General features: G+C 35.1%; 13 protein-coding genes and 2 pseudogenes. 14 read left to right on the forward strand and 1 reads right to left on the reverse strand.

Going from position 1 to position 16879, the window contains the following annotated elements; genetic code table 11:
• Positions 1-257: 257 nt before the first annotated feature.
• The 4 genes and pseudogenes from IPO86_00005 to IPO86_00020 all read left to right on the forward strand — a co-directional run bounded on the left by IPO86_00005 (position 258) and on the right by IPO86_00020 (position 6019).
• A pseudogene (locus IPO86_00005) lies at positions 258-559 on the forward strand (helix-turn-helix transcriptional regulator).
• Positions 559-1518, forward strand: coding sequence for a 5'-nucleotidase (locus tag IPO86_00010; protein MBK9726480.1), 960 nt, complete (start codon positions 559-561; stop codon positions 1516-1518). The pseudogene IPO86_00005 and the gene IPO86_00010 overlap by 1 nt, the downstream one beginning before the upstream one ends.
• Positions 1515-3452: a site-specific DNA-methyltransferase gene (locus IPO86_00015; protein MBK9726481.1), complete on the forward strand. Its 1938-nt coding sequence runs from the start codon at positions 1515-1517 to the stop codon at positions 3450-3452. The genes IPO86_00010 and IPO86_00015 overlap by 4 nt, the downstream gene beginning before the upstream one ends.
• 5 nt (positions 3453-3457) lie before the next feature.
• Entirely contained in the window at positions 3458-6019 is a 2562-nt protein-coding gene (locus IPO86_00020) for a DEAD/DEAH box helicase family protein (GenBank protein ID MBK9726482.1), read from the forward strand.
• 308 nt (positions 6020-6327) lie between these two features.
• Here IPO86_00020 and IPO86_00025 read toward each other — a convergent pair whose 3' ends face one another.
• Positions 6328-6561, reverse strand: a complete 234-nt coding sequence (locus IPO86_00025) for a hypothetical protein (protein ID MBK9726483.1) — start codon at positions 6559-6561, stop codon at positions 6328-6330.
• Positions 6562-6616: 55 nt separating this feature from the next.
• Between IPO86_00025 and IPO86_00030 the strand changes: the two genes are divergently transcribed.
• The 10 genes and pseudogenes from IPO86_00030 (at position 6617) to IPO86_00075 (ending at position 16469) form a co-directional block, all read left to right on the forward strand.
• Positions 6617-9577 (forward strand): type I restriction endonuclease subunit R, encoded by a 2961-nt coding sequence (locus tag IPO86_00030; GenBank protein ID MBK9726484.1) that lies wholly within the window; start codon positions 6617-6619, stop codon positions 9575-9577.
• A pseudogene (locus IPO86_00035) lies at positions 9570-10196 on the forward strand (restriction endonuclease subunit S). Before IPO86_00030 ends, IPO86_00035 begins: the two are co-directional and overlap by 8 nt.
• The gene (locus IPO86_00040) at positions 10185-10820 is read left to right on the forward strand and encodes a restriction endonuclease subunit S (GenBank protein MBK9726485.1); all 636 of its coding nucleotides are present in this window, start codon (positions 10185-10187) and stop codon (positions 10818-10820) included. Before IPO86_00035 ends, IPO86_00040 begins: the two are co-directional and overlap by 12 nt.
• Positions 10817-12145, forward strand: coding sequence for an AAA family ATPase (locus tag IPO86_00045; GenBank protein ID MBK9726486.1), 1329 nt, complete (start codon positions 10817-10819; stop codon positions 12143-12145). Before IPO86_00040 ends, IPO86_00045 begins: the two co-directional genes overlap by 4 nt.
• Complete coding sequence (locus tag IPO86_00050) at positions 12142-13752, forward strand: type I restriction-modification system subunit M (GenBank protein MBK9726487.1); 1611 nt, start codon at positions 12142-12144, stop codon at positions 13750-13752. Before IPO86_00045 ends, IPO86_00050 begins: the two co-directional genes overlap by 4 nt.
• A gap of 173 nt (positions 13753-13925) precedes the next feature.
• The gene (locus tag IPO86_00055; GenBank protein MBK9726488.1) at positions 13926-14261 is read left to right on the forward strand and encodes a hypothetical protein; all 336 of its coding nucleotides are present in this window, start codon (positions 13926-13928) and stop codon (positions 14259-14261) included.
• Between the two features lie 312 nt (positions 14262-14573).
• Positions 14574-15068, forward strand: coding sequence for a hypothetical protein (locus IPO86_00060; GenBank protein ID MBK9726489.1), 495 nt, complete (start codon positions 14574-14576; stop codon positions 15066-15068).
• A 194-nt stretch (positions 15069-15262) separates the two neighbouring features.
• Positions 15263-15502, forward strand: coding sequence for a hypothetical protein (locus IPO86_00065; GenBank protein MBK9726490.1), 240 nt, complete (start codon positions 15263-15265; stop codon positions 15500-15502).
• Complete coding sequence (locus IPO86_00070; GenBank protein MBK9726491.1) at positions 15487-15780, forward strand: type II toxin-antitoxin system RelE/ParE family toxin; 294 nt, start codon at positions 15487-15489, stop codon at positions 15778-15780. The genes IPO86_00065 and IPO86_00070 overlap by 16 nt, the downstream gene beginning before the upstream one ends.
• A 161-nt stretch (positions 15781-15941) precedes the next feature.
• Positions 15942-16469, forward strand: a complete 528-nt coding sequence (locus IPO86_00075) for a hypothetical protein (protein ID MBK9726492.1) — start codon at positions 15942-15944, stop codon at positions 16467-16469.
• Positions 16470-16879: the final 410 nt, after the last annotated feature.

The raw sequence follows: 16879 nt of genomic DNA on the forward strand, positions 1-16879 counted from the left end.
CACCCTAAAAGACGACACGACCGACAACAAACAAACAGAAACGAAGGACAAAAGCTAACGCTTCGCAAAATTAAAAGAGGTGTTTTGCCAACGCACTTGCCGACACAAAAACACCACATTTAATTTTGCCCAACCGCACCAAAAGCCCACCCACCACCCGACAAGTGGAATGTTGAAAATTTGGAGGCAACTTTTGACCCTTTTTCTAAAAATAATTTTTACATTTGCCAATATTTGTCAAGTCAAAAGAAAGCACATTGAAAACAATTGGGACGACATTACGAGAATTAAGAGAAGCAAAAGGACTATTGCTTAAGAAGTTGGAGCTAAACTTTCGCTTGACCCAACCATCTTGAGCAAAATCGAGCAAGACAAACGAATGCCGACAAAAGAGCAAGTAAAATCACTTGCCAACTTTTATAAAGACCAAAAGAATGAAGTTATAATTGCTTGGCTTTCAGACAAACTTTATTATGAAGTTCAAGACGAAGATTTGGCATTACAAGCAATGCAAGTAGCAGAAGAGAAAATTAAATACAATAAAAAGAAAACAAAATAATGGCTGTAGATTTTTCCGAAATATTAGTTGTTGGAGTTTCCAGCCGAGCACTTTTCAATCTTGAAAAGGAAAATGAAATTTTTAATACCGAAGGTATTTCTGGTTTCAGAAAATATCAACTTGAACACGAAGACGAACCTTTAGAACTTGGAACAGCTTTCCACCTTGTTCAAAGTTTATTGCACTTAAATGAAAACGCTAAGAAAAGAATTGTTGAAGTTGTTGTAATGTCGAGAAACAGCCCCGAAACAGGTGTAAGAATTATGAACTCCGTTGGTAAATACAATTTGGACATTACAAGAATGGCGTTTAGTGGTGGCGAACCTTTAGCACCTTATATAGATGCTTTTGATATTGACTTATTTTTAAGCAAAGACCTTAAAGATGTTCAAAGTGTAATTGATTCTAAAAAATGTGCAGCCGCCTATATTTACGAACCGCCAACAGAATTTAAACCCAGTGACAACAGAGTGAAAATTGCATTTGATGCAGATGCAGTTTTGTTTTCTGACGAATCGGAACACAGATACAAAACAGAAGGAATTGAAGCATTTCATAAATACGAGCAAGAACATCAAGACGAACCATTGGGAGAAGGTCCTTTTGCAAAATTGCTAATTAAACTTTCAAAAATTCAAGAAGAATTACCAACAACAATTGAACTTTCTCCTTTGCGAATTGCAATTGTAACAGCAAGAAATGCACCGTCACATATGAGAGTTATCAAAACGCTTCGCAAATGGGGCGTATATGTTGACGAAGCATATTTTTTGGGCGGACTTTCTAAAGACAATGTTTTAAAAGCATTTGGAGCACACATATTTTTTGACGACCAAGAAGTTCACCTAACGGAATCATCAAAAGTAGTTCCTTCTGGAAAAGTGCCCTATGCATCAGATTCTCCATTACTGAAATTAAATGGAAAAGTATCAATCACTAAAGCAACAGACAAGAAATGAAATTATACGAAACACTTGAAAAGCAACTAAAAAAAGAACCCAACTTCGTTACCGACAACGGAGAACTTAAAAAATGGGTGGTAATAAATAAAGCACAGAATTATGATGCTGAACTTATTGGCTTGTTGCTTGACGATAAGGAACTGAAAGCAAAATTCTTTCTTGACATCAAAGGTGTTTTGATTTTCAACCAATCTTTATTTGTGCAGTTCTTAGAGCAAAAGAATTATTTGAATGACAGCTACACAGCATATAAAAATAAAGTTGGACTAAACATTGACGGAAAATATTTGAAGCAACGCAACGAAGTTGCTTTAGTTTGGCCATTTAAAGACTGTATTCTAGAAGGTGGACAAAGCCGTGAAGAAGATAAACGAGAAGAAATATTTTTTAATGAAACCCTTGCACAAGACGAAATTACTCAACTCTTAGAACCAAAGGTTTTAACCAATGCAAAACGCTACACAACAAAAGGTGATAAAGCATTCGATAAATTCAATAGGGATGAGGATAATTTTATAACGGATAATTTAATTGTTAAGGGTAACAATTTACTTGACCTTTATTCACTAAAAGCCCAATTTGAAAATAAGATAAAACTAATATACATTGACCCTCCTTACAATACTGGCGGGGATAGTTTCAGATACAATGACAGTTTCAATCATTCAACTTGGCTGACCTTTATTAAAAACAGAATGGAAATAGCAAAATCATTGCTTCGTCCTGATGGTTTTGTTTTTATTTCAATTGATGATAATGAACATCCATATTTACGATTAGTTTGTGATGAAATTTTTGGCAGACAAAATTTTGTTTCTGATATTATAATTCAATCAAATAAAGGTGGAAGAGATTATTTAAAAATTGCAAAAAGTCACGAATATTTAATTTGCTATCAAAAATCACCTGATAGTGAAATGAATGAAATTGAAAAAACAGACGTAACTCATCAATACAAGGACTCGAAAGGTGGTTTTAATTTGAGAGAACTAAGGAATCGTAATCCGAAATTTCACAAAGGCAATCGTCCAAATTTATTTTATCCGTTCTACGTTAATGAAAAAAGTAAAGATGAGAATGGATTTTGTGCAGTTTCATTAGTTCCGAAGAAAGGATTTGAAATACAAGCTGTTCCATTAAATAGCACAGGTAAGGAAAGTTGCTGGCGTTGGGGAAAACCTAAATCTGAATCAAACAGCAATGAAGACCTTGATAAAACAGAAGTTGTTGCAAAACAGAAAGGTGATGGTGGTTGGAATGTTTATGAAAAACATAGAAAAACAACTGGAAAAGTTAAATCAATATGGGATGATAGTGCAGTTCGCACAGAAGCAGGAACAAAAGAACTTCGTAAATTATTAGTAAATCCAGCGTTTCCATTTCCAAAACCTGTTGAACTTATTAAAAGAGTAGTAATGATTGCAAGCGATGAAGGCGATACAATCTTAGATTTTTTTGGTGGTTCAGGAACAACAGCACAAGCAGTTCTTGAGATTAATCAAGAAGCTGAAGAACCAAGAAATTTTATAATCTGCGAACAACTTGACTACGTTGAAACAATAACAATTGAAAGAATTAAAAAGGTAATCGAACAAAACAAAAATGGTGAATTTGTTTATTTGGAACTCAAAAAATACAATCAAAACTTCATTGAACAAATTAAATCTGCCAAAGACAAAAAAGCAGTGTTGAAAATTTGGGGAGAAATGAAAACAAAATCTTTCCTTAACTACAATGTTGATTTGCAAAAGCAAGAAGAAAATATTGAAGATTTTAAAGCATTGACTTTAGAAGAACAAAAACAACATTTGGTTGAGCTATTAGACAAAAACCAATTGTATGTAAATCTTTCTTCATTGAACGATAAAGACTTTGCCGTTTCAGCCGAAGAAAAGAAAGTAACCCAAGATTTTTACCAACTTAAAAAATAAGCAGAATGAGTTTTTTACACGACACATTGGTGCAGGAGTTTGGTAAAAGAGAAATTGCCCGTGTTCCTCTTCCCAATTACATAACTGACAATCTTAAACCTGGTTTTGGTCAACGACCTTATCAAATAGAATCTTTTCAGCGTTATATTCTTTGCCATACAGAAGATTTTACAGGCAGACCCAAAAAACCGTTTCACTTGTTGTATAATATGGCAACAGGTAGCGGAAAGACTTTAGTAATGGCTGGCTTAATGCTTTACTTGTATGAAAAAGGTTTTAGAAACTTTTTGTTTTTCGTTAACTCAAACAACATCATCAAGAAAACGAAGGACAATTTTTTGAATCCACAGGCTTCAAAATATTTGTTCAATGACAAAATAGTAATTGACGGAAAGGAAGTTTATATAAAGGAAACAGACACCTTTGAAAGTGCTGATGATAAAAACATCAATATCAAATTCACGACTATTCAGCAACTGCATATTGATTTAAACAACACCAAAGAAAACAGCGTTACTTACGAAGATTTCAAGGACAAAAAAATGGTGCTCATAGCAGATGAAGCACATCATTTAAGTTCTGCAACAAAAAACAACGGTGATTTATTTGGCAGTTGGGAAGGAACTGTAATTGAAATTCTAAAACAGAATTTCGACAACATACTTTTAGAATTTACCGCTACGCTTGACTATGATAATGCCGAAATCTTAAAAAAGTATCAAGACAAGGTAATTTTCAAATACGACCTTGCTCAATTCAGAATTGACAAATATTCAAAAGAAATAAATCTTATCAGGTCAGGCTTTGACCAGCAAGAAAGAATTATACAAGCATTGATATTGAACTTGTATCGTCAAGAGTTGGCAACAGCCAACAATATCAATTTAAAGCCTGTTATTCTATTCAAAGCAAAAAAGACAATTAAAGAATCCGAACAAAACAAAGTAGATTTTCATAATCTCATTGATTTAATGTCAGCCCAATTGGTTGACCAAATTAGAAATACGGCAACAGTTACAATAGTTCAAAAAGCGTTTAACTTTTTTGATTCAATAAATATTTCATCAGCCGAGATTTCAAGAAGAATAAAATCGAATTTCCGTTTTGAAAATTGCATCAGTGCAAATAATGATGAAGAAGCAGAGAAGAATCAGTTGCTTTTAAATACGCTAGAAGATGAGAACAATCCAATCCGAGCAGTTTTTGCAGTGCAAAAATTAAACGAAGGTTGGGACGTTTTAAATCTTTATGATATTGTTCGTTTATACGAAGGTCAAAACACAGGAGGAACAAATACAACCGTTGGAGCAACAACACTTGCAGAAGCCCAATTAATTGGACGAGGAGCAAGATATTTTCCTTTTGCATTAGAAGAAGGACAAGACAAATACACAAGAAAGTATGATGATGACCAAGCCAACGATTTAAAAATACTCGAAGAACTTTATTACCATACAAAAGAAGACAGCCGATACATTTCAGAATTGAAGAAAGCACTTGTAGAATCAGGAATTTACGAGGACGAAGATAAATTGGTAACAAAGCAACTTACTTTAAAACTTGACTTTAAAGAAACTGAATTTTATAAGACTGGTAAAGTTGTTTACAACAAGAAAGTTGAGAAAAGCTATAACAATGTAAAATCGTTTGCAGACTTAGGAGTTTCAAAACGAAATTTTGCTTTTACACTTTCATCGGGTTCAGGTAGAATTTCAAGTGCATTTAGTAAAGAAGAAGAAACTACAACCGAAAAGACAGAAAGCAAAGACATTAAAGTTTCAGCTATTCCAAAACACATCATTCGTTTTGCATTGGCTCAAAATCCATATTTCTACTTTGACAGTTTAGAAAGGTTTTTTCCTAACGTAGAATCACATTCAAACTTTATTGACGGCAAAGACTATTTGGGTGGTTTGGAAATCACTTTCAATGCTTCAAAAGCAAGACTTGCAAACATTTCAAATCACGACTTTTTATTAGCTATTCAAGGTCTATTGCAAAGTATTGAAATGGAAATAAAATCAAACTTGACAGAGTTTGAAGGTTCAGACTACATCAAAGAATATGTTCACAAGGTTTTCAAAGACAAGGAAATCAAAGTTTACAAAGACAGTGAAAGAGCAGACGGACAAGAAGCACTTGTAGCAAATGAACCTTGGTATGTTTACAATGCAAACTACGGAACTAGCGAAGAGAAAAAATTTGTTGAATTGTTTCAAAGACGCTTTGAAGGACTAAAAGAAAAGTTTACTAACATTTACTTAATCCGTAACGAAAGAGAAATTAAAATCATTGATAAATTAGGCAGAGCATTTGAACCTGACTTTGTTTTATTCTGCAAACAGAAAAAAGGAAAAGAGTTGACATATCAAGTTTTCATTGAGCCAAAAGGTGCTCACTTAATTGCCAACGACAAGTGGAAAGAAGAGTTTTTAAAACAAATCAGAGAAGAAGAAAAGACCATCAAAATTGACACAGACAATTATGTAATTACTGGTGTTCCTTTCTACAATTATGCAAACGAAAACGAGTTTAAAAAGACATTGGAGGACACATTGAAAATATAGCCAACGCATTTGGTGGCACATTTGCAAAACCGCACAAGCCCACGCTAAAGCCAAGTTTTGCAAAAGAGCCACCAAGCCAACGCACCAAGACAGTCACGAAATGACAGCGAACAAACACGACAGAAAAGAAGGGCGAAGTGCTAACACGGGTTTGGCAAAAGTGGCGGTTCAGTCCTACGCAGACACATTGGTGGTTAATCAAAGTTTGGTTCTCCGCATCAACATTTGTGGTGAAAATCGCCACCTTCGCCAAGCCCGAAACCGTTAGCGGCAAGTGTAAAACGACACTACAACCATTGAACAGACGACTAAAAATTGAACATTAAAACAAGGACAAACCATTTTGACAGTTGGACAACATACAGACCATATTTCAAGCGGACAACGAGTAAGCCGACACTCATTTCCGACCCTGTGTTTTTTATTTTTTCCCCACCCGCATTTTTTAAAAACAATTTTAGCCAGCCCGCAAGTGGCACATTTGGCTTTGCCCCACCCGCAAGCCGACCCTTCGCAAAGCCAAAAGAGCCACTTTTTGCCAACGCACAGACCGATTAACGTGATTAAAAAAGTAACTTTGACCGATATAAATTTTAGATGATTAAAGAGCAACAAATAGAAGATAGTTTAATAGCCAAACTGACTGACCTGAAATACAGTTACAGGTCGGACATCAAGGACAGGGCTTCGCTGGAAAAGAATTTCCGTGAAAAATTTCAGGCTCTCAACAGAGTTAACCTGACCGACTCTGAATTTGCCAGACTACGGGACGAGATAATCAATTCAGACGTTTTTGCTTCTTCAAAACGACTAAGAGAAATCAACACCTTCAGTCGTGAGGACGGAACGCCTTTGCATTACACTCTGGTAAATATAAAAGACTGGTGTAAAAACGAGTTTGAGGTTATCAATCAACTTCGCATAAATACAGAAAACAGCAACCACCGTTACGATGTGATTTTATTGATTAACGGAATTCCTGTTGTTCAAATAGAATTAAAAACGCTTGAAGTAAGCCCACGAAAAGCCATGCAGCAAATTGTGGACTACAAAAGTGACCCAGGCAATGGTTATACAAACTCATTGCTTTGTTTCATGCAGCTTTTTATTGTAACCAATCGCAGTAACACCTATTATTTCGCTAACAACAACTCTTCACATTTCAGCTTTAATGCTGATGAACAATTTTTGCCTGTTTATCAATTTGCAAGTGAGGACAATAAAAAAATCACACACATAGACGACTTTTCAGAAAAGTTTTTGAGCAAATGCACCCTGAGCCAAATGATAAGCAAATACATGGTATTGGTTGCAAGCGAACAAAAGTTGCTTGTCATGCGACCATATCAGATTTATGCAGTTAAGGCAATTGTAAATTCAATACAAGAACACAAAGGCAACGGCTACATTTGGCACACAACAGGAAGCGGAAAAACGCTTACTTCTTTCAAAGCATCTACCCTGCTCAAAGACAATCCGAATATTGAAAAATGTTTGTTTGTGGTTGACCGCAAAGACTTGGACAGACAAACCCGTGAGGAGTTCAACAAATTTCAGGAAGGTTGCGTTGAGGAAAACACCAATACAGAAACATTGGTAAAACGAATGCTCTCTGACGATTACGCTAACAAAGTAATTGTTACGACAATTCAAAAATTAGGACTGGCTTTAGACCCAAACAACAAGAACAATTATAAAGAACGCTTACAAGCATTAAGCGACAAACGAATTGTTTTCATTTTTGATGAGTGCCATCGTTCACAGTTTGGCGAAAACCATAAAGCTATCAAAGAGTTTTTTCCGAAAGCACAGTTATTCGGGTTTACTGGAACACCCATTTTTGACGACAATGCAACCTACAAGCAAATTGACGGAACAGTTGGCTCGTATGTAACAACAAGAGATATTTTTCAAAATCCGTTACACAACTACACCATAACTCATGCAATAGAAGATAGAAACGTATTGCGTTTTCATATTGACTATTTCAAACCTGAAAAAAATGTAACGGTTGGAAGCACTGACCATAAAAAAGCGGTTGTAAATGCTATTCTAAAAAAACATGATGCTGCAACACACAGCAAACGCTTTAACGCTTTATTGGCAACTGCTTCTATCAATGATGCTATTGAATATTACGAACTATTCAAAGACATTCAGGCAAGCAAGACAAAAGAAGATGAAAACTTTATTCCATTAAATATTGCTTGTGTGTTTTCACCGCCTGCCGAAGGGAACAAAGACGTTCAGCAATTGCAGGAAGATTTACAACAAGAGAAGGCAGACAACAAAGTTGAACCTGAAAAGAAGAAAAAAGCACTTGAAGCCATTATCAGTGATTACAACAAACAATATGGCTCAAATCATAAAATCACTGAATTTGACTTGTATTACCAAGATGTTCAACAACGCATCAAATTTCAAAAGTTCAGCAATGCCGACTATCCACGCAAGAACAAAATTGATTTGGTGATTGTGGTGGATATGTTGCTTACTGGATTTGACAGCAAATACTTGAACACTTTGTATGTGGACAAGAACCTGAAATTCCACGGATTGATTCAGGCTTTCAGCCGAACCAACCGTATTTTGAATGATACCAAACCTTATGGAAACATTTTAGATTTCCGCCAGCAACAAGCCGAAGTTGACAGAGCCATTGCCCTATTCAGCGGAGAAGATACAGGACGAGCCAAAGAAATTTGGTTGGTTGACCCTGCTCCGAAAGTGATTGAGAAATACCAAGAGGCAGTGAAAGCAATGGAGAAGTGGATGGAAGACAAAAACATGGTAGCAGAGCCGCAAGAAGTTTACAACATCAAAGGTGATGCGGCCCGAGTAGAGTTTATCAATCGTTTTAAAGAAGTGCAACGATTGAAAACACAGCTTGACCAATACACTGACCTGAACGAAGAACAGAAATCAAAAATTGACGATTTAATGCCCGAAGAGCAATTGCGTTCGTTCCGTAGTTCGTATTTAGAAATTGCCAAGCAACTCAAAGAAATTCAGCAAAAAGAAGGCGACAAAGCCCCTGAAAATATTCAGCAGTTGGATTTTGAATTTGTGTTGTTTGCTTCTTCGGTGGTTGATTATGATTACATAATGAACCTGATTGCCAAATACACACAAGGCACACCGAAAAAGCAGAAAATGACCCGTGACCAATTAATTGGTGTATTAAGTAGTAGTTCAAATCTATTGGAAGAACGGGAGGATATTATTGACTACATCAAAAATTTGGAAGTAGGAAAAGCATTAAACGAACATGAAATAAAAGACGGCTATCAAAACTTTAAAGAAGCAAAAATTGCCAAACGATTAGCAGAAATAGCACAAAATAATGGCTTGGAGATTTCGGCTTTACAGCAATTTACAACTTCCATCATTAGCCGAATGATTTTTGATGCTGACAAATTAAGTGAACTTTTTGCCCCTTTAGACTTAGGCTGGAAAGAAAGAACCAAGCGAGAGTTGGCATTGATGGAAGAATTGACACCTTTATTAAAAAAACAAGCCGAAGGGCGGGAAATATCAGGACTGAAAGCATATGAATAGAGAAAACAATTTTAGATTGGTACCAAGGCTTCGATTTCCTGAGTTTCTAAATGACGCTAATTGGGTCGAAGACACCTTAATAAATATAGCTGGGTTTCGGAGAGGAAGTTTTCCTCAACCTTATGGTCTGCCTAAATGGTATGATGACATTAATGGTATGCCCTTTATACAGGTTTACGATGTTGGCGAAGATTTTAGATTAAAGCCAAAAACCAAAAATAAAATTAGCAAGTTAGGAGCGGAACAGAGTGTATTTATTCCAAAAGGGACTGTAATAATTACAATTCAAGGGTCAATCGGCAGAGTGGCAATTACTCAATATGATGCCTATATTGATAGAACTCTTTTGTTGTTTGAAGAATTTTACATAGAATTAGATAAGACTTTTTTTGCTTATTTATTATTCCTGCTTTTTGAAATTGAAAAACTAAAAGCTCCTGGTGGAATAATCAAAACGATAACAAAAGAAGTTTTGAGTCAATTTGTTGTTAAGCTACCTTCTCCAAAGGAGCAACAAAAAATCGCTGCTTGCCTCTCGTCTTTAGATGAAGTAATTACAGCCGAGACCGAAAAGCTGGAAATACTGAAAGACCACAAAAAGGGCTTATTGCAAAACCTATTGCCGCAGGAGGGCGAAACAGTTCCAAAATTTCGGTTCAGTGAGTTTGAAGATAGTGCAGAATGGGAAGAAACTACTTTGACCCAAGTTGCAGATTACGAAAACGGTAAAGCCCACGAACAAGATATTGCAGACGATGGCAAATTTATAGTTGTGAATTCAAAGTTCATTTCACAAGATGGCGAAGTAAAGAAATTCACCAATACCGCTTTTTTGCCTGCAAGCAAAGGAGATGTTTTAATGGTGCTGAGTGATATTCCAAATGGAAAAGCCATTGCAAAATGTTTTTTGGTTGAAGAAGATAATCGCTACACTGTTAATCAGCGTATTTGCAGAATTACGCCACGAAATGTCAATAGCAAAATTCTATACTATTTGCTAAACAGAAATCCATACTTTTTGGCATTTGATGATGGCGTAAAGCAAACCAATCTAAGAAAAGATGATGTTTTGAATTGTCCATTGCTTATACCAGAAGACCCAAAAGAACAAGATAAAATTGCTGATACACTTTCTTCAATTGATGATTTGATAAACGCACAAAATCAAAAATTGGAAGCTCTGCAACTTCATAAGAAAGGATTGTTGCAAGGTTTGTTTCCATCAATAAATAATGAAGAATGAGACCTGAGTTATTAAAAATAAAGAAAGCTGATTTTGAGGATAAAATATTGAGTAAACTCAATAAAGCAGACAAAGCTTTATTTGAGAGCAATTATGTATTTGACGGTGCTGAAAATGTTTACAATCTAAAAGCAGGATTGAGTGAAGCAATAACTAACAAACTAACCTTTAAACTCAAATCAATTAGCTTCTTACCATTCTTGTCAATAGAGGAATTAGCTGAATATTTACGTGAATTAGATAAAAGATATGTTTTACTATTTGCATACAATGGAACAGGCAAAACACGCCTATCTATGGATTTCAGACAAAAGGGAAAAGAGTTTGATGCAGACGGCAATGTAACAGAAAGAGACACTTTATATTTTAATGCTTTTACCGAAGACTTGTTTTCATGGGATAATGATTTAGATGGCGACACACATAGAAGATTGCTCATAAATAAATATTCTGCTTTTATTGCAGGTGTTCGGGCATTGGATATGGACAATAAAATTCGGCCTCTTATTCATCGCTACTCAAATTTCAATTTCCTTATTGATTACGAATACAAAGACAAAGACGAAGACGAAAATGAATATTGGGCAGTTAACTTTATCAGAGAAGAAATTGTTGCAGGAACTCCTCAAAATGTTGAATTTGTAAAAATTTCAAGAGGCGAAGAAAACCTTTTTATATGGTGCTTCTTTTTAGCAGTAGCACAATTAGCAATAGATAGGCATCAAAATTACGATTGGGTAAAATACATTTACGTAGATGACCCAGTTTCTTCCTTGGACGACAACAATACAATTGCAATTGCACATCATCTTGGCTCTATGTTAAAAAAGGGCAATGGCGATGTAAAGTCAATTGTATCAACTCACCACGCTTTATTTTTCAATGTTGTATGTAATGAACTTGGAAATAATGCACCACGACTTTTTTTAAGTAAATCTGATGGAGTTTATTTTTTAAAAGACACAACAGACAGCCCATTCTTTTATCATGTTTCCATGATTCAGGATTTACAAAAGGCAATCAATGCAGATAAAATTTACACTTACCATTTCTACTTCCTCAGAACAATTCTTGAAAAGGCAGCTAATTTTCATGGCTTCAATGGCTTTTCAGATTGTATAATCATTGACGATGATGATGAAGAAAAGAAACTATTCACTCGAATGGTCAACAACCTGAATCACGGTGGTTATTCAATGTTTGAGCCAAAGGAAATGGGAGAAGAAAACAAGAAATATTTCAAACAAATATTCAAGAACTTCAGAACGAACTATAAATTCAATGAAGACTTACTTGAAAAACCAATAGAAACAGCAACAGCATGACAGACAATAATCAAACACAATTAGGCAATACACTTTGGAAAATCGCAGACGAATTGCGTGGAGCAATGAACGCTGACCAGTTCAGAGATTATATGCTTTCATTTTTGTTCTTACGTTATCTAAGCGACAATTACGAAACAGCAGCAAAGAAAGAGTTAGGGAAAGATTATCCAGTCCTTAAAGAAAGTGATAAACGAACACCTTTGTCGGTTTGGTATGAGAACAATCCTGATGATGTTCAGGAATTTGAAAAGCAAATGAGGAGAAAAGTTCACTATGTAATTGAACCTTCTCATTTATGGAATAGCATTGCTGAATTGGCTAAAACACAAAGCAAAGAGTTGCTTCGCACTTTGCAAGATGGTTTTAAATACATAGAAAATGAATCTTTTGAAAGCACCTTTCAAGGATTATTTTCCGAAATCAATTTAGATTCTGATAAACTTGGCAAGAACTACGAAGAACGAAACAAGAAACTCTGTAACATCATTCAGAAAATTGCAGAAGGCATCAACAGCTTTGATAAAAACATTGACTATTTAGGCGATGCTTACGAATATCTGATTGGAAAATTTGCAGCAGGTTCAGGGCAAAAAGCAGGAGAATTTTATACACCACAACGTATTTCAGACATTCTTTCTGCCATTGTAACACTTGACAGCCAAGACCCAAGCAAAGGTGAAAAGAAAAAGATTGAACGAGTTTTAGACTTTGCCTGTGGTTCAGGTTCATTGTTGCTCAACGTCCGTAAAAGAATGACAGACGCAGGAGGAACAATCGGCAAAATATTCGGACAAGAGAAAAATATTACAACTTACAACTTAGCCCGAATGAACATGCTTTTGCATGGAGTTAAGGACACGGAATTTGCAATTCATCACGGAGATACATTAGTCAATGACTGGGAGATTTTAAATGAAATTAATCCTTCAAAGAAATTAGAATTTGATGCCATTGTAGCCAATCCACCTTTCAGCTACCGTTGGGAACCATCAGAAGAAATGGGACAAGATTTCCGTTTTAAAAGTTATGGACTTGCCCCAAAGTCAGCAGCCGACTTTGCTTTTCTGTTACACGGTTTTCACTTCTTGAGTAAAGAGGGAACAATGGCAATCATTTTGCCTCACGGTGTTTTATTTAGAAGTGGTTCAGAAGAACGCATCAGAAGAAAATTATTAGAGGACGGAAACATTGATACAGTAATTGGACTTCCAGCCAACTTGTTTTTCTCGACAGGTATTCCTGTTTCTATTTTGGTTTTAAAGAAGTGCAAAAAGTTTGACGATGTTTTGTTTATCAATGCCGTTGACCATTTTGAAAAGGGCAAACGACAAAACAATTTACTACCTGAAAATATTGACAAAATAGTTGAAACATACAGAGACCGAAAAGAAGAAATCCGTTATTCTCGTAGAGTATCAATGGACGAAATCATTAAGAACGAATTCAACTTGAATATTTCACGCTATGTAAGCACATCGTTAGACGAAGAAATAATTGACTTAAAAGAAGTAAACAAAAAACTCGTTGACCTTGACAAGGACATAACCAAAGCAAGAGAGACACATAATAAATTTTTAAAGGAATTGGGACTTCCACCAATATAACAAGACGAAATGCCAACGCTATTTGCAAGCACATTGCCAAAGCCGCACAAGCCAACGCACAACCAAAGCTTTGTCAAAGAGCTTGCAAAGCCAACGCAACAGAAAAATTGTTTTTAAAAAATTTCCCGACCCTTCAAAAAAAATAAAAAACGCCACGCACAACCCGACAGACAATGACACTGAAACTCAATACTGACAATGGTTTGCAAGGACGGACGACAGAACACCAGCCGGTAACAGCGGTTTGGCGTAATGGCGGGTTCAGTGCTTCGTATGACAGTTTTGTGGTAGGTTCAAGTGCAGTTCTTCGATTGAACTTTTGTGCTAAAAATCCGCCACTACGCCAAGCCGCAAAACGTTACTTGCCACCCTATATAGTTTTCAAACATGATGTTGTGCCTTCATTGTCGCATTTGGTTAAAATCCGCTTTTGGCTTTATAATAAAATGCTTAGCTTTTTCTGTTTGCGGAAATTGAATACATTTTCTGAATTTTCAAATAAAGAATAGCTCATAAATAATTGACCACAAGAATATTTGATGTTTAAAATGAGAAATAGGCACGCATACCTAAACATGAATACCCAAAATAAAATATTATTCTATTCGTAATATGACTTAATTTATTCAGTTTACTGGAGAATAAGTTTAAGCCTCAAGTATCAATTGGCGGCAAGTAACACTGCATACACGCTACCCCGCCAAGCATCTAAATCATTCTCTTTTAATTTTTTTTGGAAATAAATATTTAAGTTACTATTTTTGACTGCTAAACTTTGGCGGTGCAGCGTCTATGCCAATCCGTTATAGGCTATACCAATTATGAATACATTAATTATCATACCATCCATTTTCGGAGTAAGTCTAGAAGTTTATTTAATACTAATAATACTTGCCATTCCCATTTTTTATATTTGGCGTTGGATATTTAAAAAATTTATCAAAAATACCAATATTCAAAAAACTGAGATTTGGCTCGCCACGCTTATTACAACCCCATTAGTATATTATTATAGTGTCATCTTGCTTTTTTCTATACTTTGTTATTATCCAACTAATAAATTTGAAAAAGAAAAATGGATAATGGATAAAGAACATCGTTACGAACTATCAGATGACATTATTGAAAACAAATTACTTATTGGCAAATCAAAACTTCAGGTAATTGAAATTGTAGGCCTTGATTCAAATTGCGATGAAAATGATAAGTGGAAATACTATATAGGATTTGCATCTTGTCTTGGTATTGATCCAAGTGTTTTACAAATTACTTTCAAAGATGGAAAAGTAGTAGAAGTAATTCAGTATGAAGGATGATAACAAATGAATGCACAGCCTATAACACGGCATACACACATTCCAGCCGAGACCTTAACCATTCTCTATAATCTTTTTCGTTCAATAAAATTTAATGTTTTATTTTTGGCTTCCGGCCATGTGGCGGGAATGCGTGTATACCAAATCCGTTATGGCGCATTTAAAATATCACAAAAAATGACTAATTTTAGGCCATGAAAACAAAAGAAGCTTTCCATAAACTCATTGATACTATTGAAGATGAGGGTCTTTTAAATGAGTATTATAATCTTATAACTAGACTAAGCAACAGCCAAGAAGGGGAATTGTGGAATACCCTAACTAACGAACAAAAAGAGGAACTAATGCTTTCATATGAAGAAAGTAAAGATCCAAAGAATTTAATTTCTCATGAAGAAGTTATCGGCCAATTCAGCAAATGGCTAGAAAAATAATTTGGACAAAAAGGGCAACATCAAAATTAGGCTCTTTGACTGAGTATTTAAATCAGAAATGGAGTGAAAACGTTGCCAAACAGTTTATATTAAGAACATTTGAGCTTGTAGAACTCTTAAGCAAACAACCAAATATAGGACCGTTCCAAAATTCCGAAAAGAAAATCAGAGGAATTCTAATTTCTAAACACAATAGACTATTTTATCGAACAACTTCGCATAAAATCATAATACTAAATATTTTTGACACAAGATCTAATCCTAAAAAACAAGCATAAAATGAAAACGCGCCATAACATGGCATAGACTCTACACCGCCAAGCATCTAAAATCATTCTCTTTTAATTTTTTTGGCAATGAATTATTAATTCCATATTTTTGGCTGCTGAGGATTGGCGTTGCAGCGTCTATGCCAAAACGTTATGCCCAACTTTAAAATATGCTTTTAATAAGATTTATAGCTTTTCTATTTGGTGGATTGGTCTTGACATTAATTGGATATTATCTAAGAAAGGAAAAGAAATTTTTGGGATTTACTTTTATGATTCTTGGTCTTTTTCTAATCTATACAATAACTATTGGTCCATTATCCAAGAGTAAGGATAGAATTTTAGCAATAACCAACATTGATTCTGTACAAGTTAAGAATATAAAACTTTTACCATCGCATGATAACCCCAAAAGAACAATTAATACAGAGATAATAATTAATGATAGGGATGAAATTAACCAACTATGTAAAGGATTGAATGGTGCTGTTGAAGAAGGAGAAGGGTTTTTAAAATCCCCAGAATGGCAATGTATAATAGTAGTCGAATTGAATTCAAATGAACAATTAAAATTTGGAGTAAACAGAATAGATGAAGTAACTGGATTGAATGTTTCCTCCAATGGAGAATCGGGCTGGCATTATGGCAACCTTAGGGCTGATGAATTCGGGAGGAGAATCGGAAACATCGTGAAATAAAAAGCTGGCCATAACAGGCTATACACTCTACCCCGCCTACATCTTTATGATTCTCTTTTAATTTTTTCGGTAAGTAAAAATTATTTTTTACTTTTGGATGCCAAGCGATTGGCGGGGCAGCGTGTATAGCCAATCCGTTATGAGAGACCAGCCAGATGTTTATGTGACTTGCTCTCATCCAATAAGATTATACTGATGGGTGTGAATTCAAAATTTAACATGTTAATTGATACACAAACACAACCATTTTAAAACGCAATATTGTGATGCAAACCAAACATAATTATACAAAATAATATACAATTTCTAAATGAAAATGATTTTTGTGTGAGCATGTGAAATGGGTGTCGTAACAAATCTTGGCCTCTCATAACACAGCATAAACGCTACACCGCCAAGCATCAAAAATC

The sequence above is a fragment of the Saprospiraceae bacterium genome, from assembly GCA_016717265.1.
Taxonomy (GTDB): Bacteria; Bacteroidota; Bacteroidia; order Chitinophagales; family Saprospiraceae; genus Vicinibacter.

Excerpts from the sequence above, each read along its gene's own strand:
- IPO86_00020 (MBK9726482.1), top strand. The coding sequence starts at position 3,458 with ATGAGTTTTTTACACGACACATTGGTGCAGGAGTTTGGTAAAAGAGAA.
- IPO86_00070 (MBK9726491.1), top strand. The coding sequence starts at position 15,487 with ATGGCTAGAAAAATAATTTGGACAAAAAGGGCAACATCAAAATTAGGC.
- IPO86_00055 (MBK9726488.1), top strand. The coding sequence starts at position 13,926 with ATGACACTGAAACTCAATACTGACAATGGTTTGCAAGGACGGACGACA.
- IPO86_00010 (MBK9726480.1), top strand. The coding sequence starts at position 559 with ATGGCTGTAGATTTTTCCGAAATATTAGTTGTTGGAGTTTCCAGCCGA.
- IPO86_00075 (MBK9726492.1), top strand. The coding sequence starts at position 15,942 with ATGCTTTTAATAAGATTTATAGCTTTTCTATTTGGTGGATTGGTCTTG.
- IPO86_00045 (MBK9726486.1), top strand. The coding sequence starts at position 10,817 with ATGAGACCTGAGTTATTAAAAATAAAGAAAGCTGATTTTGAGGATAAA.
- IPO86_00060 (MBK9726489.1), top strand. The coding sequence starts at position 14,574 with ATGAATACATTAATTATCATACCATCCATTTTCGGAGTAAGTCTAGAA.
- IPO86_00030 (MBK9726484.1), top strand. The coding sequence starts at position 6,617 with ATGATTAAAGAGCAACAAATAGAAGATAGTTTAATAGCCAAACTGACT.
- IPO86_00015 (MBK9726481.1), top strand. The coding sequence starts at position 1,515 with ATGAAATTATACGAAACACTTGAAAAGCAACTAAAAAAAGAACCCAAC.
- IPO86_00065 (MBK9726490.1), top strand. The coding sequence starts at position 15,263 with ATGAAAACAAAAGAAGCTTTCCATAAACTCATTGATACTATTGAAGAT.
- IPO86_00050 (MBK9726487.1), top strand. The coding sequence starts at position 12,142 with ATGACAGACAATAATCAAACACAATTAGGCAATACACTTTGGAAAATC.